The organism is Nocardia sp. NPDC051756, from assembly GCF_040681495.1.
In the GTDB taxonomy this organism is placed as follows: Bacteria; Actinomycetota; Actinomycetes; order Mycobacteriales; family Mycobacteriaceae; genus Nocardia.
Genome location: NZ_JBFAYV010000007.1, coordinates 40,560 through 64,983 on the forward strand (window position 1 = coordinate 40,560; position 24,424 = coordinate 64,983).

The following is a 24,424-nucleotide window of genomic DNA, read 5'->3' on the forward strand; positions in this document are numbered from 1 at the left end:
TGTCACACCAGGTCATGTGCGTCAAGGCCAGTGCGCACCCGGTGAAGTGTTGCCTGTTCGCAGTGTTGTATTCGGACGAAACTGATGACTTCTGTCCGCGGCGCACGGCGTTGCCGGGCATCCCGGACCCTGCCGGACGCCCGGCGCAAACCACTCGGCGGCTCAGCGCAGATTCTGTAGCCGGACCTGTCCGCGGGCGACCAGGCTGCCCACCGCGTCCACCGTCTCCACCACCCAAACCTGGTGCGTCGCACCACGATGCACCGGCAGCGCGGTCGAGGTCAGCTTGCCGTTGGCCGCGGTGGCGGGCAGGAAGAAGTCGGTGGCGTTGCTGACGCCCACCACCATGCCGCGGTCACCGAGCCAGCAGTCCGCGGCCACGCTGGCCACCGACTCCACCACCGCGCAGTGCACACCGCCGTGCAGGATCCCGTGTGGCTGTAGCAGATCGCCGCGCACCGACCAGCCCGCGATCACTCGATCCGGGCTGACCTGCTCGAATCGCAGGCCCAGGTGCTCGACGTAGGGTCCGAGACTCCGCTCGACTTTGCTGGTTGTTCCGGTCATTGCTCATCCCGCCGCTCGATCGACCCGTACCGTCAGCCGACTCAGTCCATACGCGCGCGCGACCTGCGCCGCTTCCCGCTCGAGTTCGTTGCGCGGCAGGTCCGCGCCGCCGGGGAACGGGGTCACGACCACCTCGTGGCCGACCACCTCCCACACGCCGCCGATCCGGCCGTCCACCACGACAATCGGCGATATCCACCCGGACGTGCGGCTCACCGCGGCGCGATGCGCCTGCGGAAGAATCATGTCGTCTTTGGTTCCGGGGCCGAGGATGTACTGGTCGAAGCCACCGAGCAGGCGAATGCCGGCGCCTTCGGCGGTCGCGGCGAGTTCGGCCGCGTGTTCGGCGAGGATCAAGGCCTTGCGGCCCTCGACGTCGACCTCGGTCAGGTCATCGCCCATGTCCGCGAACCACTTTCGCAGTCTCGGCTTGCTCGTGCTGTTCAGCGACAACCACCGGTCGAACACCTCCGGCGTGCTGGGACCGTACGCACCCAGATAAGCCCTGATCACTGTGTTCGCCGCGTCGTCCAGCTCCGGTGCTTTCGCCCAATCCGGGTACTGGCTGGCCGGCAACGTGAACGTCACCTTGTTGCCCTGATTCGGGCCGTGGCACAGCACACCGCGCCAGGCGAGTGGCTTCAACACCTGCCCCCAGCCCGAGCGCAGCCTGGCCTCCATCCCGGCGAATCGCTTGTCCGACACCAATTCCCGGACCAACTGGTCGCGGGTGAGGACCGTGCCGTCGAGCAGGTCGGCCACCTTGCCGGTCAGGTCGTCGATGTGTTGCGGCGTGACGCCGGAAGCCCGCTGCCAGGAGGGTTTTCGCCAGGATCCGTTGGCCTCCATCAGCGTCAGATAGGCACTAGCGGTGCTGGGCGGCAGCAGATGCAGAGTCCCACGCATCGCCCAGGTCTTCATCAACGCGAGCCCGGCGACGTCCCGGTTGACGCTGTCCCGATCCGGTACCGACTGCCGCAACGCGACGGCCAACTCTGCCGCACTCCAGACCTGAACCTGCACACCGCACAATCTGCCGACGATCTCGCGGGCCGTCCCCGTGCCGCGCGGATCCAGGTATTGCCGTCGCATCCGCCACGCGGAAACCTGCGCCCAACTGACCTTCACGCAGCCTCCTCTAGTGAATAGCACCCCACACTACACCTGGCCTGTAGCCTCTGGGCGTCCCTGTCCGGCCGCATATTTCGGGCATGACCGGCGCATCTCGCCCGGTCGGTACGCTAGCCCGGCTCTCGTATGTCGAGTACAGTGTCGCTGGAGACATCACCGAGACTGTGACAGTGTTTGGGGGAAGTCCGACAGAAGCCACACACTATTCACCGTATCTCGGGGTGACTCGTCGGCTCGCCGCACAGACGATGCGGCGCTCGAGACTCGTGACCGTGCACTGCCCCGATTGTCGAGCGCACCCCTTCGGTCCACGACCCCTGCACGGACGACGGCCGCACGTGGCGCTTGCCGAGGCGATAGGAGAGGAACGGGGAGATGATCGAGCAACGAGACGAGACCGCCGGCGACCACGTCCTACAGCAGCGACTGGCCGCGCTCAGCCCCGCGCAGCGGGCCCTCGTGGAACGCATCATGGCCGACCGCGGCGGGGAATCGACCGGCACCATCCGCCGGCGACCGGCCGACCTCACCCACATACCGGCGTCGTTCGAACAAGAGCGCCTCTGGTTCATGAACGAACTGTTCACTCAGCGTCAGATCTTCAACGTGCCCACCGCTTTACGACTGCGCGGCCCGCTCGATGTCGAGGCGCTGCGCCGGTCCATCGCCCGGGTGGTGGAGCGGCACGAGGCCTTGCGCACGGTACTCGTGCTGAAGGACGACAACCCCCGCCAGGTCGTGCTCGATCACATGGACGTGCCGCTCGTCGTGCACCCGTTCCGCGACCTGCCCGACCCGGCACAGGCCGCGCGCGACCACGCCTCGGAGTCGGTGGGCGAGCCGTTCGACCTGCTCACCGGCCCGCTGCTGCGCTGCGACGTGTACGAGATCGGCGCGGACGATCACCTCTTTCTCCTCGTCCAGCACCACATCGTCTCCGACACTTGGTCTTTGGGCATCCTGCTGACCGAACTCGGCGCGTACTACTCCGACGAATTCGGCAGGCCGGTCACCCTCGCGCCGCTGGAAGTGCAGTATCCGGACTTCGCCTACTGGCAACGGGAGATCCTGGACAAGCAGTCCCTCGAGCGCCAGCTCGACTTCTGGCGGACTCAGCTCGCGGGCTACTCCGGCCTGCTCGAGCTGCCGACCGACCGTGCGCGGCAAGCGATTCGGACCTCGCAGGGCAAGTTCTGCCCGATCGAGTTCCCGGTGCCGCTGACCGCGACCGCGCGCCGGCTCGCGAAGGAGAACTCAGCCACCCTCAACGTCGTCTTTCTCGCCGTCTACTTCGCCCTGCTGTCCCGGCTGACGCGGCAGCAGGATCTGGTGGTCGGCGTGCCCATCGCCGGTCGCTCGCAGCCCGCGCTGCAACAGCTGCTCGGCTACTTCCTGAACTGGCTGCCGGTCCGCGTCCGGCTCGACGACCGGCCGTCCCTGCGGCAGCTCATCCAACGCACCAGGGACGTGTTCGCCGGCGCGCTGATCAACCAGGATCTGCCCTTCGACATGCTGGTCCGCGAGCTGGCCCCGGCCAGGGTGCCCGGCGTGACGCCGGTGTTCCAGACCTCGTTCAGCCTGCGCGACGCGGCCCCGCGGCCGCCGGACCTGCTCGGCCTCGACGTCGGTTTCGCCGAATTGGACGGTGGGGTAACGCATTACGATCTGATGGTCGAGCTGTGGTGCGAAGACGACCGGGTGATCGGCTACTTCCCGTTCGACGACGCGCTCTTCGACGAGTCCACCGTCGAGACCTACGGCCGCTGGATGGTCCGGCTGCTGGAGGAGGGTACGGCGGACCCCGATCGCCCGCTGTGCACGGTGCCGCTGCTGACCGAGGCCGAACACGACGAACTGGTCGGCGATCGCAGAACCGAACTCGGCGCGGTGGACACCGCGCTGCACGAACGGTTCCGCTACCAGGCCGTGCACCGGCCGGACGCGATCGCGGTGTGCGATGAGAACTCCCGGCTGTCCTATGCCGAGTTGGACCTGCGGTCCGACCGGCTGGCGAATGTGCTTGTCGGCCATGGGGTCAGGCCGGGTTCGATCGTCGGCCTGATGGTCGATCGAACCGTGGACCTGCCGACGGCGGTGCTCGCCGTGCTGAAATGCGGTGCGGCGTATCTGCCTATCGATCCGGACAGTCCGGCCGGCCGGACCGCGATCCAATTCACCGACTGCGCGGTGACCGCGGTGCTCGCCGCGCCCGAGTTCACCGATCGACTGCCCGCCACCTCGGCGCCGATCATCGAGTTGAACTGGCAGGCAAACGAACTCGCGAACGCATCAACCGACGTGGTGAGCGCCGTCGTGCCCCCGTCCGCTCCCGCCTACATCATCTACACCTCCGGCTCGACCGGCACGCCGAAGGGCGTGGTGGTCTCACACGCCAACGTGCTGCGCCTGTTCACCGCGGCGGAGCACGTGTTCGACCTCGGCGAACACGACGTCTGGACGTTGTTCCACTCCTACGCCTTCGACTATTCGGTCTGGGAACTGTGGGGCGCGCTGCTGCACGGCGGCCGCGTCGTCGTGGTCCCGCAGTGGCTGACCAGGGTTCCGGACGCGCTGCTGGAGTTGCTCGCGCGGGAGGAGGTGACGGTGCTGAGCCAGACCCCGTCCGCCTTCGCCCAACTCGCCCAGGTCGCCGTCGCCAAGCCGGTCGAACTCTCGCTGCGCTACGTTGTATTCGGCGGTGAGGCACTGAACTTCGCCACCCTGCACGAGTGGTTCCGCACCTTCGGCGACCGCGGGCCGGAACTGGTGAACATGTACGGCATCACCGAAACCACTGTGCACGTGACCTTCCGGCGACTATCCAGCGCGGACACCGATCAGTCCGGGTCGTTGATCGGCCGGCCGCTGCCGGACCTGACGCTGTATCTGCTCGATGACGAACTCGAGCCGGTGCCGCCGGGCATTCCGGGCGAGATCTTCGTCGGCGGCGCCGGCGTCGCCCTCGGCTACCAGCGGGCGCCGGCCATGACCGCCGCGCGCATGCTGCCCGATCCGTACAGCGCGCAACCCGGCGCCCGGATGTACCGCAGCGGCGACACCGCCATCCGCCGCCGCGACGGCGAACTCGCCTACCTCGGCCGCGCGGACCAGCAGTTCAAGATCCGCGGCCACCGGGTGGAACTCGGCGAAACACATTCCGCGCTACTGCAATTGGCGGAGGTCGCGCAGTGCGCGGTGTTCGTCGCCGACGATCGAGTGGGCACCAAGGCACTGATGGCCTGCGTCGTGCCCGCCGAAGATCATTCGCCGACCCCGACCCAACTGCGGCGCGCGCTGCTGCGCACCTTGCCCGACTGGCTGGTGCCCACCACCATCCTGGTGCAGGACGAACTGCCGCTCACCAGCAACGGCAAGATCGATCAGCGCACCCTCGCGGCGCTGCAACGCACCGAAGCGAAGTCCCGCGGTTCGATGGCCCCGCCAGCAGGCGAGACCGCCACGGCGCTGGCCGCCATCTGGGAAGACATGCTCGGCCTCAACGGCGTCGGCGCCGAGGACAACTTCTTCGAACTCGGCGGACATTCGCTCATGGTCGTGCAGCTCGTGTCCCGGATTCGCACCGGCTTCGGTCTCGAGGTGCCGATGGAGACGCTGTTCCTCAACTCGAACCTGCAATCGATGGCCGACATGCTCGGCGGGCTCGACCAGGACGCGCCCGGCGGGCTGGAGGTCGACGACGACAACTGGATCGCGAGTTTGCCCGAGGCCGAACTCGACGCGATGTTGGCGGCGATGTCCGACAATTCCGGGTCGCCGCCCGAGGCCGGGAACGGAGAGGTGGACACGACGATTGCGTAGCTGGTTCGGCCTCGGCGGGATTGTGCAGCGGTACATCACTGATCGGGACTTCTGTATCGACGGAGCCTCGAATTACATTAGGGAAGGCACATGCGGTCACACATTATTGCTCGTATAGACCTGGACGGGAACCGTTTAGCGTCCGATCTGGACTACCTGGCCGGCGTGCCGCGGGTAGAGGAGAAATACGACGAGTTCTCCTCCGGATACTGGAAGAACATCTCGCTGGCCAACAGCAGCGGACTCACCGATGACACCGAATACCGGGACATCGAGGGTGCGGCGATCACCACCGATCACGGGCGTAAGACCACCTATCTGACCGATCTGGTGGAAACGGTCTTCGACCGTAACCGGGTCAAGATGGTGCGCGCCCGCAATCTCATCGACGCCATGGTGCTGCCGCATCGCGACTTCGTCGAGCTGGAACGCGACAACGACAACTACTTCCGGACATTCATGGTGCTGGAGGACAACCCGGAGGCCTTCCACTCCGACAGCGACCATGTTTTCCGGATGCGGCCCGGCGAATTGTGGTACCTCGACGCGGCGGCCGTGCATTCGGCGGTGAATTTCTCGACCGTGTCGCGCCAATCGATATGCGTCGATTTCGTCTTGGACGCGGACCGGGACGAGGCGGCGATCTTCCGTGACCGCGGCACCTACAACCGCGACACCCCACCGGAGATCCGGCAGCGCCGGACCTTCACCAGCGCCGACGAGCAGCGACTGCTCGGATTGACCCCGGTGGTCGACCGCCGCAACTTCAAGGACATCCTTTTCCTGCTCGCCAAGGTCCACTTCGACTACGAGGTGCCGGCCGAGAAGACCTACGAGTGGCTGCTGCGGATCTGCGAAGGTACGGGCGACAAGTATCTGGCGGCCAAGGCGGCCGAGATCAGCGAGTACATGGTCGACGCCAGGGCGCTCGGCGAACGATTCTCCATCAACGACTGGGCCCTGACCGGGTAGCGCCCCTGCACGAGGCCACGAAATCATGCCGGTGGTGGCGTGCCGCCCGGGACACCCACCACCGCACGATGCCGTGGCACTCCTACTTGATCGGCAACTCCTGGACGGCCCACTCGTTACCGTCCGGGTCGGCGAAGTACACGAACTTGCCCCAGCTCAGTTCCTCGACCGGGTTCACGTCCACACCCGCGTCCAGCAACTTCTTGTAGGCGTCATCGGCGCTGGCAACCACGATGTGGACGCCGCGGACACTGCCGGGTTCGCCCTGCGGCATGCCCTTGCCGATACAGATGGAGCAGGCGGAGCCGGGTGGGGTGAGCTGCACGAACCGTAGATCACCCTGGGCATTGTCCTGATCGAGGTTGAAACCGATCTTCGTGTAGAAGTCCTTGGCACGATCCACGTCGGTCACCGGGATCGCGATGAGCTCGATTTTCCAGTCCATCAGCCAAGCATCCCATCGGGTACCGACAAAGTCATAGTTTCCATCCAGCAACATCGGCGTTTCGCCCGGCGATCCGTGTCGCGTCGCGCGTGGGCGGTGGTCCGCGCGCCCAGTGGCCGGTATCCGCTGGCGGTCAACGACTTCGGTAGCAATACAGTGACATCCCGACTGCGCTTCGCGTAAAATCCGGCCCATGCAATATGTCGTCCTCCTCAGAGGCATCAATGTCGGCGGCAAGAATAAGGTCAGCATGGCCGACCTGAAAGCAGCCCTGGAAGAGGGCGGATTCACCGACGTGAAAACCTATATCAATTCCGGCAACGTATTGGTCAAGAGTTCACTGGCGACCGCCAAGGTGAACGACTCGGTCGAGAAAATCATCAAGGACACCTTCGGTTTCAAGGTGGACGCGGTCACCCTCACGAAAACCGCCTACAAGAAGATCACCGACGCCCTGCCGGACAACTGGATCCACGGCAAGTCGATGGGCTGCAACGTGATGTTCCTGTGGGCCGACATCGACTCCCCCGACATCGTCGAGAAGCTGCCCGCCAAGGACGGTATCGACACCGTGAAATACGTTCCTGGCGCGATCCTCTGGGCTTTCGACGGCAAAGACGTCAACAAAACCGGCATCTCCAAACTGGCCGGCCCCGGCCCCTCCCAGCGCATGACCATCCGCAACTGCAACACCGTCCGCAAGATCGCCGGCATGCTCGATTGAGCCGACCCCGGCAGCGGTCAGGTCATCCGGGCGCCGATCGACCACCGGTGCCCGAACGGATCCAGCAGAATGCCGTATCGATCGCCCCAGAACTGATCGCCCATGGGCAGTACAACGCTGCCGCCCGCCGTCACCGCGCGCGCGAACACCATGTCGGCATCCTCGACATACAGATGACCCCGCTGCCGTCAACGGTCGGTGCGGTCGGTCCACTGAGATCGCCGAAAATGTAGGCGATGTGCATGACTCGATGGTGCCGCACGCTGCCGACCAGGTCGTCTCGACGCCCGGGGCGTTCGGTGGGCAATCGGCGGCGATTTCGTTCACGCCGAGAGTAACCATCGCCTCGCACGAGCGGGCGTCCTAACGTCGAACGAGTGGGTGCTACACGGCGGCGGCCGTTGAAAACTGTTACCGGAGTTAGTGGTTCGCCCGATGCCTATGGAGCCGCGCTAGATCCGGGGACATCCACGCTGGCCTCGGCCATCGAGATCGCGAAGCTCGCCGAAGCCAACAAGTTCGACGCATTGTTCGCCGCGGACCTGCTCACCTTCGGCAATCAGGGGGCGATCGGCGCCCAGGAACCGCTGATCTTCGTGTCCGCACTGAGCGCGGTCACCACGCACGTCGGCCTGATCGCCACCGTGACAACGACTTTCCACCACCCGTTCAATCTGGCCCGCCTGTTCGGCACCCTCGATCACGTCAGCAACGGCCGCGCCGCCTGGAACGCGGTCACCTCCTCGGTCGGCGAGGAGAACTACGGCGACCAGGACCTGCCGTCCCCGGAGGAGCGCTACGCACGCGCCGCGGAATCCCTCGAGGTCGTCAACGCGCTGTTCGACAGCTGGCACCCCGGCGCCCTGACCCCGGACGGAAACGGCGGCGCGATCCTGAACGCCGACCTGGTCCGGCCGATCGACTACGCGGGCAAGCACTTCACCGTGCGCGGCCCGTTGAACATCCCGCCCCTGCCCCAGCGCCGCCCGGTGCAGTTCCAAGCCGGCCAATCCGAGGCGGGCATCGAACTCGGTGCGCGCTTCGCCGAGGTCGTCTTCACCTCGCTACCGACGCTCGACGACGCCATCACCTACACGAAGAAGATCCGCACCCGCGCAACCGAATTGGGCCGGGCCGACGGTCTCCCCCTGATCATGAGTTCGTTCCACGCCACCTACGGATCTTCCGAAACCGAAGTCCGCCAACTGGTCCGCGAACGAGACGAGGCCACCGATTTCGACGCGGGCCGCATCGCCCTCGCCGACATGCTCGGTGGCGGCGTCGATCTCACCGACCTCCCGTTGGACAGGCCGATCCCGGAACACCTTCTCCCCGAAGTGCATTCAGTCCACCGACGTCGCGGCCGCGTAGAAATCTTCAACGGCTTCGCCCGCTCCGGAAAAACCCTCCGCGAGTTGATCATCGCCGCCAAGGACACCGGCCACTGGGCCGCCGCAGGCACCCCCGAACAACTGGCCGACGCCATCACCGAACGCTACGACGCCGGCGTCCTCGACGTAATCAGCTTCGGCGGCCTAGCCGACCCCCGCACCCGCGACTACCTCCTCAACGGCCTCCTCCCAGAACTCCGCCGCCGCAACATCATCGGCACCGACTACATAGGCACCACCTTCCGCGACAACCTCGAACTCCCTCCCCTACCCCCGCACAGCGCCGCCTAGTACTCCAGCCGGACTTTTAGATGCTGGCAGGGCGTTGGCTCGTCAATCCAACTCTGTCGGCGGGTGACTGTCGAGTAAGTAGCGGATGATGGCGGTGAGTCGTACCGGGTCTGTAACTTCACGTAGCGACTCGAAGGACTCCGCGGTGACGTCTATCAGGGACACCGCCCCATGGTCTCCGGACCTGTGGGACGCTTCGGGGCGTTGCACGAACCAGATGTAGCATCGATAGGATTCAGGTTCATCCACTGGTGCGCCGTTTCGAAACACTGGGCACAGGAACGCTACCGAGCCGTCCGAGACCTGATGGGCCAGGGCATTGTTCGAGCTCCATGAAGCCAGATGCAATGCGCTCGCCTCATCCTGCAGGCGTTGCAGACCACGCTGGTTGACCACTCGTACGCTCAACCGAGGATCTTCGGCGGAGAGATTTATGTGCGGCCGACCCTTGCTGCGTTCGTTCACGGCGGTCCTTGAGGTTAGGGGTGCTGATTGCGATGGACGGCGGGTCTGCCGGGAAGTCAGGCGGCCACCGCGTGATCATGTCGTGTTTGTGTGGAACACAACTGAATTGACGGTGGCCGCGGCGGAAATCGTAAACTCTGACCGATGGCAGGCCGAGTTCGAGGGCCTGGCTGGGCGCCTCGGGTCACGGTTCGCCCGCGTCGAAACCCGTCGCACGGCACGAAAGATGCTGGCCGGGATGGTGTCGGAACTGCCGAACAAGAACTGCTGGACCTTGGCCGAACACGCTGGGGACACGACTCCGGACGCGATGCAACACCTGCTCGCCGAGGCGGTCGCCGACGACGACGGAATGCGAGATGACTTGCGCGACTACGTTGTTGCCCATCTTGGTGACACCGAGGCGACGCTGATAGTCGATGAAACCGAGGACTTGAAGAAAGGCATCATGACCGTCGGGGTGCAACGCAGTACTCCGGCACTGCGGGCCGCATCGAGAACGCCCAGGTCGCGGTGTATCTGACCTACGCTACCACCACAGGACATGCGTTCATCGAGCGAGCCCTGTATCTGCCGCGCTCGTGGAGCAGCGATCCCGTCCGCCGCGCCGCGGCAGGGGTGCCTGAGGATGCCGGGTTCGCCACCAAACCCGCACTGGCCAAACACATGATCGTGGCTGCGTTGGACGCTGGAGTGCCGGCCAGGTGGGTGAGCGGCGACGAAGTCTACGGTGGCGACCCCAAACTACGCGCGGAACTCGAATCCCGCAGCACTGGTTACGTATTCGCTGTCGCCTGCGATCACCGTGTGAGCGGCGGTGCGGGCCGGGTTCGCGTCGATGTCCTCGCAAAGAGTCTGCCACGGCGGGCGTGGCAGCCGCTCTCGGCCGGTGACGGCGCGAAAGGCCCTCGCCTCTACGACTGGGTCTGGATCAGCATCGGTCCCGACATCGAGAAGACACCGCCAGGGAAGCGCTGGCTGATGATCCGCCGCAACCAGCACACCGGGGAACTGGCCTACTACCGCTGCTACGCACCCGGACCCACCACCCTCACCAGACTGGTGAAAGTCGCCGGCCGCCGGTGATCGACCGAGGAGAATTTCCAGACCGCTAAAACCTTGACCGGCCTGGACCAGCATCAGGTCCGCCGCTGGCGGTCCAGGCACCGCTGGACCCTGCTGGCCATGCTCGCCCACGCCCTACTCACCGTCCTGGCCATCGATCAACGCACCGCCGAACCGACACCCGAGGGCCTGATCGCCTTCACCCGCAACGAGATTAGGCATCTCTTCGCCGTCATCATGCTCACACCGATCCGAACCATCACATACCGGCTGCACTGGTCGACTTGGCGACGCAGACATCAACACCGTGCCCGCACGAGCCACTACCAGCGACGATCGAGTCGGCTCACCTGAAGATGAAGTCCGGCTGGAGTACTAGACCGGCCAGCGCGCGGCTGCACACCATCCCCACCGGGGACTTGCCGTACCTGGACTTCCTCGCGCCGGGCATCATCGCGCAGTCGGCGCTGTTCATCGCGATCTGCTACGGCATCCTGCTGATCTGGGACCGCGACGCCGGAATCCTCAACAAGCTCATGGTCACTCCCACACCCCGCGCCGCGCTGATCACCGGCAAATGCTTCGCCGCCGGCGTCCGCGCGGTGTCACAGGTGCTGATCATCGTGGTGCTGGCGCTGCTCATGGGCGTGCACATGACGATGAACCCGCTGAAGCTGTTCGGCGCGGTGGTCGCCGTGCTCCTCGGCGCGTCGTTCTTCGCCTGCCTGTCCATGACGATCGCCGGCCTGGTGGTGAAACGCGACCCGTTGGCAGCGCTCAGCCGGGAAACTCGGCGTGCTGGGTGAGCATCGTGATCCAGCGGGTGTTGGAGAACGCCTCGATACCCCAGCGCCCGCCGAACCGCCCGTAGCCGGACCCCTTGACCCCGCCGAACGGCGCCTGCGGTTCGTCGCCGACCGACTGATCGTTGATATGCACGATGCCCGTCTTCAACCGGTGGGCCACCCGCAACCCGTGGGTGAGATTCTCGGTGATCACCCCGGCGGACAGCCCGTTCTCGGTGTCGTTGACCTTGTCCGCGGCTTCCTCGTCGGTGCCGAAGGTGTCGATGACACACACCGGGCCGAACGACTCGGCGTGATACAGCTCCGCCTCGCGCGGCACACCGGTCAACAACGTCGCGGGATAGCGCGCGCCCTGCGGAACACCGCCACCGGCAAGCACTTTCGCACCCTTGCCGGTCGCATCGGCGATCAATCCGGCAACCCGCGCGGCCGCGGCCTCGCTGACCAAGGGGCCGATCACCGTGGCCGGATCCTTCGGACTGCCGGTAGGGAGCCCGGACACCGCCGCGACGAGCTTGGTGGTGAACTCCTCCGCCAGCGACTCGTGCACCAGCAACCGATCGGCCGACATACAGATCTGTCCCGCGTTGGCACACATCGAGAACGCCGCAGCACGCACGGCATAGTCGACATCGGCATCGGCGAGCACAACCACCGAATTCTTTCCGCCCAACTCCAACACCGCGGGCTTGAGATGTTGCGCCGCAAGGACTCCGATCACCCGGCCGACCTTCGTCGAGCCGGTGAAGTTCACCGCACGCACCCGCTCGTCACCGATCAGCGCCTGCGCGACCTCGGCGGCATCGGACACATCGTTGGTCACCACATTCAGCACGCCGTCCGGCAATCCCGCCTCCCGCAGGATATCCGCGATGAACAACCCGCTCGACATCGGCGCGGCCTCACTCGGCTTGAGCACCACGGTGTTTCCGGCGGCCAGCGCAGCGGCGACCGCACGACTACCGAGGATGATCGGCGCGTTCCACGGCGCGAACGCGGCAACCACGCCGAGCGGCTCCCGCACCGCCAACCCGAGCGCACCCGGCTGTTCGGCGGCGAGCACCTCACCACGCGGCGCGGTCACCGCCGCGGCAACCTCGCGAAACATGTTGGCACCCAACGACACATTGAACGCCGCCCAGCCGAAGGTGGCGCCGGTCTCGCCCGCCATCAAGGCCACCGCCTGCTCGAGCCTGGCATCGAGCAGGTCGGCCGCATCGAGAAAGATCTTGCGCCGGGCGAACGGACGCACCGCGGCCCACTGACCGGCCGCCGCGGCCGCGGCACCCACCGCGGCCGCCACATCCGGAGCGGTAGCGGCGGCCACCGTCGCATACACGGCGCCGGTATGCGGCGTGATCACCTCGGTGGTCCGGCCACCCTCGGCCGGCACATCCTTGCCACCGATCAGCAGCCCTCGCGCAATGGTCATTATTCCTCGATTCGATCCCGCGCCCAGCACCGACGCTGCCGCACCCAAGGCAGTACCGGAATTCCCTGCGCCGGACCGGCGAATCGAGGATATTCGGCGCGCTCGTCCAATACGAGCGCATCTCCGTCTATGACCGCCGGCGCCGATACCGGACCCGGCACGGCTGCTGCAACTGCACCACCATCTTCGAGTGATCGTTGCGATAGGTATCCGACGGCTGCGCCAGCTCGAACTCCCAGTCCCGCAACAGAATCGAGAAGATCGCCTTCAGCTGCATCAACGCAAACGGCGCCCCCACGCACCGATGCCGCCCCGCCCCGAACGGAATCCAGGTCCACCGATTGACGATGTCCTCCTGCCGCGGATCGAGATACCGCGCGGGATCGAACGCATCCGGCTCCGGGAAGTCCGCCGCGATGCGATTGGAGATCGCCGGCGTAGCCGCCACCATGTCCCCCGCCGCGATCCGATGCCCGCACACCTCGAATTCGTCCCGCGCGATCCGCATCAGAATGATCAACGGCGGATGCAGCCGCAACGTCTCCTTCAGCGCCGCTTCCAGATTCGGGATCTGCCGCAACGCATTGTGGCTGACTTCCGAACCGTCGGCGTACAACTCGTCCAGCTCGCGCACCACCGAGCCCAAAACCTCTGGATGCCGCAGCAATTCGATGATCGTCCACGCCGCGGTCCCCGAGGTGGTGTGATGTCCGGCGAACATCATCGAGATGAAGATCCCGGTGATCTCACTGGCCGAGAACCGCAGCGCGCCCTCCTCGTCCTTGACCGAGATCAACACATCGAGCATGTCCCGATCACCCTTGCCGGCCGGCGGTTTCGCCGCCCGCCCGTCCATGATCGCCTGCACCAACTCGACCAACTGCACCCGCGCCGCATCCCGGCGACGGAAGCTTTCGATCGGCGCGTACGGATCGACGTAGGCGAGCGCATCGGTCCCCTGCTCCAGCTCGTGATACAGATGCGCGAACCGCCCATCCAGCTCGCCCCGAAACTTGCGCCCGATCAAACACGACGACGACGTATAGATCGTCAATTCGGCGAAGAACTCCAGCAGATCGATCTCCCCCGCGTCCCCCCACTGCGCCAGCATCCGATCCACTTCACCGGCGATCGTCGCGGCATGCCCCCGCATGTGATCCGCCCGCAACGCCTGGTTGTGCAGCATCTCCTTCCGCCGCTCCGGGCTGGCGTCGAACACCACTCCCGCACCGAAGATCGGCTTCATGAACGGATACGCCGCGCCCTGATCCAACTCCTCGTCACCGGCCCGGAAGAAGAACTCGTTGGCATCGGCCCCGGACAGCAGAATGACGTCCCGCCCGGCCAGCTCGAACGCGCCGACATCCCCGCATTCCGCCCGGACCCGCCGCATCAACGCGATCGGATCGCTGCGGAATTCCTCCAGATGCCCGTGCTCGTCGGCGCCCCCGGACACCCGCTGCGGCTTGACCAGTGCCATCGACAATCCTTCCCAGAACACCTGCCCGTACTCGCGTTGGACATGTGTCTGGACAGTACACCGAAAGGGGCGCGTGACAACGGCACTTCCACCAAAATGCCAGCACCCCTTCGGCGGTCAGCTCACGGCTGGGTGAGGAAATTCGCGATCAGACTGCTCGCCATCTCCGGCATCCCGTTGTTCTGCCGTTCCGCGGCGGTCACCACGTCGTAATGGCGGTAGCCCGGAATGATCTTGGCGTTGGCGGGCAGGATGCCGCCGTAGCCGGCGTTCTGCAACGGCGAGTCACCCGAGAGCAAGGTGAGGTTGCGCCGCGCCGAAGGCGTGCTCTGCCAACGGTCACCGTGCAGCAGGAAGTTCAGGACGCCGCCGCTGCGGTTCTGCAACTGCTTCAGCTCACCGTCGCGACCGAGCCCGAGCGCGAAGATCGTGTCGGTAATGATCCGCAGCGGGGTGTACTCCTCGAAGAAATCGGTCGGCTGCCCGCCGGGATTCATCGCCCGGGCGAACTGACGAACGTCGGTGACCTCGTGGTCGCGGTCGGTCGGGTTGCCCCGGACCGGATCGATACCGTCGATCGTGGACGCGGGCATCTGGTCGTAGTTCTTCCAGCCACACAGCTGGTTGTGGTCGACCGGGGTGTAGTTCTGGCCGTAACCGACGCGCAGCGGAATGATGAACAAGGTCGGTCCGAGGATCGGCACCGACGCCAGCCCGTTCGGAATCGGATAGGTCTTGCCGACCGTCGGGCAGTCGTAATATCCCATCCCCGCCTGCAGGACATACTCCGCCGAGTTCTGGTCGAACAGCATTCCCAGTGCCGCGGTATTGGTGAGCCGGAAATCCCGCGGCAGATTCTGGCCGGTGAACAGGTCCAGATAGTCCTTGCCGTAGAACGTCCGCATCCACGGCTCGGTCCGCAGATCCCCCGGCACCAGAGTCTTCAGATCGCTTTCACCGTCCGGATTCTGGTCCGCGGCCATGCCCACCAGCTGATAGGCGTTCATGATCTCGCTGGCCGCGAGCACCGGCCATTGCGCGACGCCCAGACCGTTCTTCAACAACCAGTCCACGCCGTTCTTCACCGCGCCACCGACGGCGGAAAAGAACATGTCCAACGGCGGCGCGCCCGCGAACCCGACGGGGTCGGTCATCGCGAATCCGTCTTCGGGGATGATGCCGCCACCGCACAGGTTGAAGCCCGCGTCCTCGGTGGTGGCCGCGTTCTGGTCGAAATCCCACGCCATCATCGGCCCGGTCAGGAAGGCGCCCAGCGAGTGACCGCCGCAGAAGCTCTTGGTCCGGGTACCGGGGTCGGGCAGCAGGTATTCGATGACCACCCGCCAGTCGTCCATGGTCAGCGCCAGGCCGTATTCGCCGAGATAGCTCAGATCCTGGGGAGTTTGGTAGTGATAGGACTTGCCGTCGATCGCCTTGCCGCCGAAGTAATAGTCCGCGGCGACGTGATAGTCGCCCGCCTTGTTCGCGGCTTCCCACCCGGTGCGGTCCTCGGCACAGTTCGCCCGGCGGTCCAGCGACACGTACTCGACGAACTTGCCGGTCGCCGCGGCCTTCCGAACCACCTGCGGGGCTTGTGGGTTCATGTTCGCCGCACCCGAGAAGGTGCCCGGCTGCACAGTCAGCACCGCATCCGCGTCGGCGGATTGCTCGGGGCCCTTCTTCGACCGATACCGCACGAACGAAATCCAGTCGCACGCTTCCGGATGCGCCATCGTGGAATACGGACTCGGATAATGCAGTCGCACATAGGTTTCCTCGACATCATCACCGAGGCCCGGATCGCCGGTCACCGGGCTGACCTCCACCCGATCCGGCCCCGGCGAAACCCCAGGCGCGGCGGTCGATATGGGCACCGAGAGGCCGGCGACGATCAATACCGCCGTGATCGCCATCGAAATCGCCGTGGCCAGCATCAATCTGATCCGACTGGTGAGCCGCATCGCTCCCCGCTTTCCGGTCTGCACTGCTTCGTTATGGGTTGTCATCCAAGGGTTTTCACGAAGTCGGCCAGCGTTTGCGCACTGGCGTCGGCCTTGCCGTCGTTCTGCACCCGCGCCGCACCGATCACGTCGACATGGCTGTAGCCCGGCAGGGTCACCACCCGTGCGGTCGGCGGGGCCGGCACCGCGGTCAGCGCACCGAGCTGCACGAAACCGTCACCGGCGTAAGCGATGTAGCTGGGCTTGGTCTGCGCCATGTTGTGGTAGCGCAGGTTCGTCAGGTCGCCGCTGCGCGCACCGCCGTAGCCCGCACCGATATCGATGAACAGCCGGGCCGGAAAGTAGGTCTCCCAGTAGGCATACGGCCCGCCGGTCCCGAGTTGCCTTGCCGCGTCCCGGATATCGGAGGACTCGTGACTCGGCGAGGTGTACGGAATACCCCGGACGTCGTCGTAGTTCCGCCAGGTGTAAAGCACGTTGCGATCGGTGGGCCGCACGCGCGTCTGCGATCCGGCGACGGCCCGCAGGAATCCGCCGAGCAATGGAATCTGGGTGACCGAGCCGGGAATCGGGAACGCCTTGTCGGTGACCGGCCCGCCCGCGAGCGCTCCGACACCCTGCTGGAACAGCGCGAAGTTGCCGGAGTTGTTGTCGATGAATTCGCCGAGCAAAGCCGTATTGGTGAACCGGTAATCACGCATGCTGCCGGACCCGTCCGCACCGTTGGTGGCGAACCCGGTGAGTGAGCCGGAGAACATGTAATCGAGCGAGGCGTCGATATCGAGGTCGTGCGGCAGATGCGCGAGCAGCTGGCTCTCCTCATCCGGCGCCAGATGCGCCGCGAGACCGGCCAGCCGGTAGATCATGAACGTCCGGGCTCCGACCACCGGCACCGAAACGAGTGCGCGCGGCAGCACACCGACATTCGCGACGGCCTTGACCACGTCGTTGGTGGGTCCGACGATCGCGTTGGTGAGGTCGTGCAGGAACGGCATGTTCTGAATCGCCACCGGATCGCTGCTGATCATGGTGTCCTGCGCGGCGAACGCCGCGCACTGGTTGTAGCCCGCGTCGCTGGTCGTCGCCGGGTTGCCGTCGAAGTCCCAGTCCGAGAAGAACCCGGTGACCAAGCCGCCCAGCGAGATGCCCGTGCATACGTACTTCTGTTGCCGCACAGCCTGATCCGGGATCTCCGCGAGCATCATCTCGTACTCGTCGCGAATGATCCGTTCCATGCCCATGCCATCGAGCACGGCCAGATCCGGCGAATCCTTGAACCCAGGGAACACCTGGCCGTCGATCGGCTTGTGGTTGAAGTAGTAGTCGACCGCGTCGAGATAATTGCCGGTCCGCAGCGCGTAGTCGAAGCCGGCGGTCTCATCCAGGCACGAGCTACGCCGCGCCAACGCCCAGAACTCGACATTCTGTCCCGACGCCTTCGCCGCGACCACGGTGTTGGCGGCAACGCTGTCGTTGTTCACCGCGCCACCGATCGCGCCGGGCTGCTGCACGATCACGTGATCGGCGTCCTTGGCTTCGGCGGGTCCGCCGACCGGGCGGTACCTCAGATAGCCCGCCCGGTCGCAGGCCGCGGGGTGTGCGGGTGCGCCGGCGGGCAACGGGAGCAGGTAGGTGACGTTGGAGATGATCACCCCGTCCCGAACCTCGAGCACCTGCTCCTGCCGATCCGTCGCGGTGCTGACCGGAACCGGTTCCTCCGCCGAAGCGGCCCCCACCGGCACCAGCACTCCCGCCGCCGCCATGGCGACCGCCGCCAGAACCGACCAGCGCAGCCCATCGCGGACCGAGCGCCCCCAGTGTGTAACCGAAGCCACGAATCGGCTCCTCTCGTGTGTCCGAACGGCACGACGGCAGCCGAGGACTATCGACCGCGTCGTCTGCAACGAGCACACCACTGCGACCCAGACAGCCACCATTGACATAAGCCAGAAAGATTCCGATCGGCAATAGTGCACATGCACGGCGCCTCGACCAGGTGAAACAGGCGAGATTCGGCACGAATGTGGTTCGGCCATCGAGTAATACGGCCGCAGAAGAGGATCGCGATACGGGTCGATCGCTGCGCCGCAACAACTTCGGCGCCCGCGCGAGCCGAGGACGGCCACGGTGTGTGGCCCGCCCAACGGAAGGTCGATATGCCGCTGGGCGGGCCACTTCCCCGTACACCCAGGGACGCCGCCACGTCCACATGGGCCGCATTGATCTTAACCGGTCTGCGGCCCTGTGGCGGGGAGGCGCTACTCCGTGTGCAACTCCCGGAAGACTCGGTGCAGTTCAGCCTTGTCTTCGAAGCCGATGCCGGGTGTGTCGGTGAGCCGCAGCCGGCTGTGTTCGATCACGGCGGCGTCGGCGAAACCGCCGGTGGGCTGGAACTCGCCCGGATAGGACTCGTTGCCGCCGAGCCGCAGCGCCGCGGCGATATGCAGGGAGAACTGGTGGCCGCCGTGCGGGATGCAGCGGCGCGCGCACCAGCCGTGCTGGCGCAGCATGTCCTGGATCCGCAGGTATTCGACCAGGCCGTAGCCGAGCACCGGGTCGAACTGGAGGTAGTCGCGGTCGGGGCGCATGCCGCCGTAGCGGATGAGGTTGCGGGCGTCCGGCAGCGAGAAGAGGTTCTCGCCGGTGTCCAGCGGGCCCGGGTACCGCTCGGACAGCGTCGCGTGCAGGGCGAAGTCGAGCGGGTCGCCGGGCTCCTCGTACCAGAACAGGCCGTACGGGGCGAGCGCGCGGCCGAACTCGAGCACGGTGTCGAGGTCGAATCGGCCGTTGGCGTCCACGGCCAACCGCGAACCGTCGCCGTCGAGCACCTCGAGCACCGCCTCGACCCGTTTGACGTCGTCGGCCAGGCTCGCGCCGCCGATCTTCATCTTCACCACGTCGTAGCCCTGGTCGAGGAAGCCGCGCATCTCCTCCTGGAGCTGGGTCAGCCCCTTGTCCGGCGCGTAGTAGCCGCCGGCCGCGTAGACGAACACGTCCTCGTCCGGTGCGCCGAGCCCGTAGTGCCGGGTGAGCCACTTGTACAGCGGCAGCCCGGCGAGCTTGGCCGCGAGATCGAACAGCGCCATGTCGACCACGCCGACCGCGACCGACCGTTCGCCGTGTCCGCCGGGTTTCTCGTTGCGCAGCATGAACTTCCATGCCGCCGGATCGATGGCCGCGCCGTCCTCGGTCAGCAGCTCGTCCGGGTCGGCCTGCATCAGCCGCGGAATGATGCGGCGGCGCAAGATCTCTCCCGCGCTGTTCGCTATGCGAGACTGCGGAGCTGTTGACCGGGTGTGGGCAAGGGAGTGACGGTGATGACCGAACAGACGCAGGCGATGACCGCGCTGCAACGGCGAGTGGCCGAACATCAGTCCAGTTCGCTCTTGCAGGTGATCGCCGAGGAACTCGAGCAGCTGATCATCGCGGGTGCGCTCAGCGGCGGCGACCGGATCAACGAGTCGTCCCTCGCCGCACGGCTCGGCGTCAGCCGCGGCCCGGTGCGCGAGGCGCTGCGCCAGCTCGAGCGCGGCAAGCTCGTCGAATTCCGCACCAACAGAGGGATGTTCGTGCGCGAGGTCTCGGTCGCCGAGGCCGCGCAGCTCTACGACATCCGCGCCAGCCTGTTCGGCCTGGCCGGCCGCCTGGCCGCGGAACGCATTACGCCCGAGCAGCTGACCGAGCTGCGGGCCAAGGTCGAACAGCTGCAAGCCGCCGTCCCCCGCGGTAGACGACTACTACCCGCGCAACGTCGACCTGCACCGCACCCTGGTCGCGTTATCCGGCAATCCCCGCCTGGCCGATCTCTACGACGACGTCTCCAAGGAACTGCACCTGTTCCGCCGGCACGGCCTCGAATCCGACGCCGCCCGAAACGTTTCCAACTGCCAGCACGGCGAAATCCTGGACACCATCGCCACCGGCGACACCGTGACGGCGGGCCGGCTGATGGAGGCGCACATTCTCTCCGGCAAAGAGCGGATGCTCGCCGCGCTGCACGACTGAGCCGCGGCTACCCGCCACGGCAGTCGGGCGCCGCGGCGGGCAATGCCGCGTCGACGACTTCGACGATGTCGGCGACCGTCCAGCAGGAAAGCAACTGGCGCACGGTCAATCGGACACCGAGGCGTTCCTCGATGGCGACGGTCCCGATCGCGACGGCGACCGAATCGAAGCCCAGATCGCCGAGCAGGATGGTCTCGGGATCGGGCTGCCGGACGTCCATGCCGAGGTCGGTCTCGAAGATGTCGAGCACGATCGGCAACGTGTATTCGGACACCATTCGAGCGTAATGACCGGTGCCGGAGAGGTCTTGGATCGAATGATCCGAATGGACCTCAACGAACGGCGTGGTTACGACCGGTGTTGAGCACAGATCAACATTCGACCGATGAGCCGATCGCCTCGCCGAAATTAGACTTGCCGCCATGAGGACGAGCGCGCCGCGGGTGCTGGTCGTCGGCGGCGGCATCGCGGGCCTGACCCTGGCCGCGGCGTTGCGGTGCAACGGAATCGAACCGACCGTCGTGGAGCGGGTGGCCCGGTACGGCGACGTCGGTTATGTGATCACGCTGTGGCCGATGGGCCGCCTGGTGGTCGAACATCTCGGCCTGGGCCGCCGGTTCGACGCGCTCACGGTCCCGATCAACACCTACTCGACGCACGTCGACGGCGGTGGCCGGTTGCGCGACTTCGACTTTCGCGGCCGCCTCGGCGACGGTGTCCCGCGCGCGCTCCGACGAGCCGAGCTGATCGAGCTGCTCGGATCCTATGCCGGCGGCGCCGAGGTGCGGATGGCCCGGACCGTGACGGGCCTCGAGCAGAACGGACGGGTCGTCGTCGCCCGCTTCGACGACGACGCGTGTGCCGAATACGACGTGGTGGTCGGGGCCGACGGCATCGATTCCGGCATCCGCGGATTGGTCGCGGGCGAGGTGCCGATGCGCCGCACCGGTCTGCGGCTGTGGACCTGGTGGACGCGGGGTATCGGCGTCGCGCCCGACGAGTCGCACGAGTTCTGGGGCACCGCAAGATATTTCGGCTACAACCCGACCACCGGACCGGTCGGCTGCGCGGCCGCGCTGCGTGCGTCGGACGCCCCGACAACCCCGGCGCAGCTTCGCGATCGACTGTACGGCGTTACCGGACAGCAGGATTGGATGCTCGACGCGCTCGACGATCTGGACCAGGTCGGTTGCTTCGACCTCGCCGATCTGCGCATGCGGGACTGGCGGTTCGGCCGGGTCGTGCTGCTCGGCGACGCGGGCGCGGCCTTTCTGCCGACCGCGGGCGTCGGCGCGTCCATGGCGATGGAATCAGCGCTGGTACTGGCCGAGGAGTTGTCGAAGGTGGACGCGGCCCAGGTGCCCGACGCGCTGCGGCGTTACGTACTGCGCCGCCGCTCCAGGGTCCACGCGGTGCAGAACCGGTCGCGGTGGCTGATTCCGGTGATGTTGCGTCGCACCAGGTTCGGCACCGCCGTGCGCAATAGTCTGCTGCGCGCCGTGCCCGAGAACGCGGTGATCTCGGAGATCACCCGCTGGAACCCGTGAACCGGCTACCGCGACAACGGCGCACCGACATCGAGCAGCAGATCCCGTAGGGCATCGGCGAATTCTGCCAGCGCACAGGGCAATACCCGCGGATCGGCGACCACGCCCACGCTCAACTGATCACGCAGGATCAGCGTGGTGACCATGAGTTCGTCGGCCATCAGCGGTGACAACGGCAGCACGGCGGTCACGGCGCGGCCGAAGACCGTGTGCCGCTGGACAAATCCCGGCGTGATACTCACGCTGAGCTGACAGGTGTCCCGCACCATCCGCGCCATCAGCCTGGTCTGCGCCCGCCACGGCAGATACTGCAAATCCACGCCCGCCGAGGCCAGTGCCCGGGCCTGCGCCACCGGGTCGATGGCTGCCATTCGTTCCCGCACCGCCCGCACCCGGTCGGCCATCCGCACACCCGACATATCCAGGTCGAGGAACGCCGACGCGGTGGCATTGCCGGTGTGCCGCAACTCCTGGTCGAGGGTGACCGGCAGCATGATCCGCACCCCGTCCGCCGAACCGCGCGGCGCCACCCGCCGATACGCCTCGGCGGCACTCGCCAGCAGATACTCGGTGCTCGACCCGGCCGCCTCGACCGCGTTCCGGCGTAGCCGGCGCAGCGGAATCTCGAACGTCGCGACCTGCCGAACGCAGTCCTGCGGCGGGAACGGCAGCACTCGTCCAGCTCGTCGTACCGAGCGCGCCGCGCGATACTGCCGCGGCACCTCGGTGCAGGTCCGCCAGGTGAGCGACCTGGTGAACGGAAACCGCGGCGCGGTAACGAATCTGGCGTAGTCGGCAGCCGTCGCGCCTACGGTGTCCACGACCAGGGCGGCGAAACCCGGCCCGGCCAAACCGTCGCTCAGGCAGTGCTGCACCCGCAGCAACACCGTCTGACTCCCCCGGTCCTGCTCGTCGACCAGGGTGATGTCCCACAGCGGCGCGGTGCGGGTCATCGGCGTCGCCATGAGCTGCTCGATCGAGCGCAACAACCCATCGTGGTCGCGCACCGCGGCCGCCCGCACTCGTTCGCGCGGATCCACCTCTGCCCGAACGAATCTCGGCCGGCGGCCCAAGCGCTCCGGCAGGCACAGCCGGTACATGTCGTGTCCGTGCGCGCGAACCGACACCCGCGCACGCAACTGCTCGAGCGTGACCGGATCGCCGGGTTCGAGCCGCAAGCCCAGCATCCAGTGCATCGGATGCCCCACGCTGTCGAGGCGCAGATGGACACAGTCCAACTCGCTCAACCGATCCCGGCGATGACCGGCCGACCACCGATGCCGCGGGCTCATGCGCTCAGCTCCCCCGGATAGCCGAAATACCGTACGGCCGGGGCTGATTCGCCGCGCCCGATGGACTTCGCGAGCACCCTGCTCGGCCCGATCTCGACCAGCCGCGCACAACCGAGGTCGGTCAGTCGCCGGATCACCGCCGTCCAGCGCACGGGTGCGGTCAGCTGCCGCTCGGCCAGGTCCCGCCACCGCGCAGCGGTATACAGCCCCGCATCCACATTCGCGACCACCTGAATGTCAGTCGACCGGAATTCGGCCGCGGCCAGAGCCGTGCGCAACAACGGTGCTGCGGCGGCCATCAACGGCGTGTGGAAAGCACCGTCGACGGGGATCCGCACGATCTTCAGCCGCGAATCCCTGGCCAGCTCGGTCACCGCGGCCACCCCGTCGACCGTGCCGGACACGACGACCTGCCGCGGCCCGTTCACATTGGCCACCCACACCTGAGCTCCCGCGGACCGGACCGCGGCGGTGAGCTGCTCGACGGTGTCGTCGTCCGCGCCGAGGATCGCGGCCATCGTCCCCGGTCGCTGCCGGGTGGCCGCGCGCATCGCCGCGCCGCGCGCCGCGATGAGCCGCGCACCGGTGGCCGGCGCCAGCGCGCCCGCCGCCACCAACGCCGTGTACTCCCCCAGGCTGTGCCCGGCGCACGCGCGGACCGGGCCGACCAGGCCGCGCTCGGTCAGGTAGTCCAGCGCCATCAGCGACATGGTGAAGATCGACAACTGCGCCGAATCCGTCCGCCGCAACCGCTGTTCGCCGGTGCGCAATACCAACTCGGCGATGTCGTAACCGGTCCATTCGGAGACCTCGCAGACAATCCGCCACTGCGGTGTGTCTCGCCATCGGTCGCCCATGGCGGGTCGCTGCGCGCCTTGACCCTGGAAGATCAACGCACATCCGGCCGGCTCGCCGGACCGGGTCGGCACGTCCACCCCGCCGTCACTATCGAGCACAGCCCGAGCGTATCGCCCGCTGCGGCACCGGTATTCGGTCAGACGTTGAGATCGGGTCAGCGAACGCACGATGAT

The 24,424-nt window shown here is 66.5% G+C and carries 17 protein-coding genes and 4 pseudogenes; 8 read left to right on the forward strand and 13 right to left on the reverse strand.

Annotated features, from left to right (window positions below):
• Positions 1–162: 162 nt before the first annotated feature.
• Both AB0M22_RS30335 and AB0M22_RS30340 read right to left on the reverse strand, forming a co-directional pair.
• Positions 163–567: a PaaI family thioesterase gene (locus AB0M22_RS30335; protein WP_364734168.1), complete on the reverse strand. Its 405-nt coding sequence runs from the start codon at positions 565–567 to the stop codon at positions 163–165.
• 3 nt (positions 568–570) lie between these two features.
• On the reverse strand, positions 571–1,695 hold the full coding sequence (locus AB0M22_RS30340; protein ID WP_364734171.1) for a winged helix DNA-binding domain-containing protein: 1,125 nt from the start codon (positions 1,693–1,695) through the stop codon (positions 571–573).
• 378 nt (positions 1,696–2,073) lie between these two features.
• Here AB0M22_RS30340 and AB0M22_RS30345 point away from each other — a divergent pair, with 378 nt between their 5' ends.
• Both AB0M22_RS30345 and AB0M22_RS30350 read left to right on the forward strand, forming a co-directional pair.
• The gene (locus AB0M22_RS30345) at positions 2,074–5,517 is read left to right on the forward strand and encodes an amino acid adenylation domain-containing protein (RefSeq protein WP_364734174.1); all 3,444 of its coding nucleotides are present in this window, start codon (positions 2,074–2,076) and stop codon (positions 5,515–5,517) included.
• Between the two features lie 90 nt (positions 5,518–5,607).
• Entirely contained in the window at positions 5,608–6,489 is an 882-nt protein-coding gene (locus AB0M22_RS30350) for an aspartyl/asparaginyl beta-hydroxylase domain-containing protein (protein ID WP_364734177.1), read from the forward strand.
• Between the two features lie 82 nt (positions 6,490–6,571).
• On the opposite strand, the gene AB0M22_RS30355 is transcribed toward AB0M22_RS30350, so the two are convergent.
• Complete coding sequence (locus AB0M22_RS30355; protein WP_364734180.1) at positions 6,572–6,934, reverse strand: VOC family protein; 363 nt, start codon at positions 6,932–6,934, stop codon at positions 6,572–6,574.
• 193 nt (positions 6,935–7,127) lie between these two features.
• Here AB0M22_RS30355 and AB0M22_RS30360 point away from each other — a divergent pair, with 193 nt between their 5' ends.
• On the forward strand, positions 7,128–7,658 hold the full coding sequence (locus AB0M22_RS30360) for a DUF1697 domain-containing protein (RefSeq protein ID WP_364734183.1): 531 nt from the start codon (positions 7,128–7,130) through the stop codon (positions 7,656–7,658).
• Between the two features lie 17 nt (positions 7,659–7,675).
• Here AB0M22_RS30360 and AB0M22_RS30365 read toward each other — a convergent pair.
• Positions 7,676–7,834, reverse strand: a pseudogene (locus tag AB0M22_RS30365) (VOC family protein); the annotation flags it as partial.
• A gap of 201 nt (positions 7,835–8,035) precedes the next feature.
• On the opposite strand from AB0M22_RS30365, the gene AB0M22_RS30370 reads away from it, so the two are divergent.
• The gene (locus tag AB0M22_RS30370; protein ID WP_364734185.1) at positions 8,036–9,340 is read left to right on the forward strand and encodes an NtaA/DmoA family FMN-dependent monooxygenase; all 1,305 of its coding nucleotides are present in this window, start codon (positions 8,036–8,038) and stop codon (positions 9,338–9,340) included.
• 42 nt (positions 9,341–9,382) lie between these two features.
• Here the strand turns inward: AB0M22_RS30370 and AB0M22_RS30375 are convergent, their stop codons facing one another.
• A complete protein-coding gene (locus AB0M22_RS30375; RefSeq protein WP_364735153.1) occupies positions 9,383–9,805 on the reverse strand; it encodes a hypothetical protein in 423 nt (140 codons plus the stop codon).
• A gap of 226 nt (positions 9,806–10,031) precedes the next feature.
• Between AB0M22_RS30375 and AB0M22_RS30380 the strand changes: the two are divergent.
• Together AB0M22_RS30380 and AB0M22_RS30385 are read left to right on the forward strand one after the other, a co-directional pair.
• Positions 10,032–11,224 (forward strand): annotated as a pseudogene (locus AB0M22_RS30380) (IS701 family transposase).
• A 35-nt stretch (positions 11,225–11,259) separates the two neighbouring features.
• Positions 11,260–11,640: pseudogene (locus tag AB0M22_RS30385) on the forward strand (ABC transporter permease); the annotation flags it as partial.
• A gap of 7 nt (positions 11,641–11,647) precedes the next feature.
• On the opposite strand, the gene AB0M22_RS30390 reads toward AB0M22_RS30385, so the two are convergent.
• From AB0M22_RS30390 to AB0M22_RS30410, 5 genes are all read right to left on the reverse strand, one after another.
• Entirely contained in the window at positions 11,648–13,108 is a 1,461-nt protein-coding gene (locus AB0M22_RS30390; RefSeq protein WP_364734188.1) for an aldehyde dehydrogenase family protein, read from the reverse strand.
• A gap of 127 nt (positions 13,109–13,235) precedes the next feature.
• Entirely contained in the window at positions 13,236–14,588 is a 1,353-nt protein-coding gene (locus AB0M22_RS30395) for a cytochrome P450 (RefSeq protein WP_364734190.1), read from the reverse strand.
• Positions 14,589–14,710: 122 nt separating this feature from the next.
• On the reverse strand, positions 14,711–16,549 hold the full coding sequence (locus tag AB0M22_RS30400; protein WP_364734193.1) for a hypothetical protein: 1,839 nt from the start codon (positions 16,547–16,549) through the stop codon (positions 14,711–14,713).
• Positions 16,550–16,590: 41 nt separating this feature from the next.
• Positions 16,591–18,384 (reverse strand): hypothetical protein, encoded by a 1,794-nt coding sequence (locus AB0M22_RS30405; protein ID WP_364734196.1) that lies wholly within the window; start codon positions 18,382–18,384, stop codon positions 16,591–16,593.
• A gap of 423 nt (positions 18,385–18,807) precedes the next feature.
• On the reverse strand, positions 18,808–19,920 hold the full coding sequence (locus tag AB0M22_RS30410; protein WP_364734199.1) for an enolase C-terminal domain-like protein: 1,113 nt from the start codon (positions 19,918–19,920) through the stop codon (positions 18,808–18,810).
• Between AB0M22_RS30410 and AB0M22_RS30415 the strand changes: the two are divergent.
• A pseudogene (locus AB0M22_RS30415) lies at positions 19,888–20,554 on the forward strand (FCD domain-containing protein). The gene AB0M22_RS30410 and the pseudogene AB0M22_RS30415 overlap by 33 nt on opposite strands.
• Positions 20,555–20,561: 7 nt before the next feature.
• Here the strand turns inward: AB0M22_RS30415 and AB0M22_RS30420 are convergent.
• Positions 20,562–20,828 carry a phosphopantetheine-binding protein gene (locus AB0M22_RS30420; protein ID WP_364734201.1) on the reverse strand — a complete coding sequence of 89 codons (267 nt, stop codon included), beginning with the start codon at positions 20,826–20,828 and terminating at the stop codon, positions 20,562–20,564.
• A gap of 148 nt (positions 20,829–20,976) precedes the next feature.
• Here AB0M22_RS30420 and AB0M22_RS30425 point away from each other — a divergent pair, with 148 nt between their 5' ends.
• Positions 20,977–22,101: an NAD(P)/FAD-dependent oxidoreductase gene (locus AB0M22_RS30425; protein WP_364734204.1), complete on the forward strand. Its 1,125-nt coding sequence runs from the start codon at positions 20,977–20,979 to the stop codon at positions 22,099–22,101.
• 5 nt (positions 22,102–22,106) lie between these two features.
• On the opposite strand, the gene AB0M22_RS30430 is transcribed toward AB0M22_RS30425, so the two are convergent.
• Together AB0M22_RS30430 and AB0M22_RS30435 are read right to left on the reverse strand one after the other, a co-directional pair.
• Positions 22,107–23,393: a wax ester/triacylglycerol synthase domain-containing protein gene (locus tag AB0M22_RS30430; RefSeq protein WP_364734207.1), complete on the reverse strand. Its 1,287-nt coding sequence runs from the start codon at positions 23,391–23,393 to the stop codon at positions 22,107–22,109.
• On the reverse strand, positions 23,390–24,349 hold the full coding sequence (locus AB0M22_RS30435; protein WP_364734210.1) for an ACP S-malonyltransferase: 960 nt from the start codon (positions 24,347–24,349) through the stop codon (positions 23,390–23,392). Before AB0M22_RS30435 ends, AB0M22_RS30430 begins: the two co-directional genes overlap by 4 nt.
• Positions 24,350–24,424 lie beyond the last annotated feature (75 nt).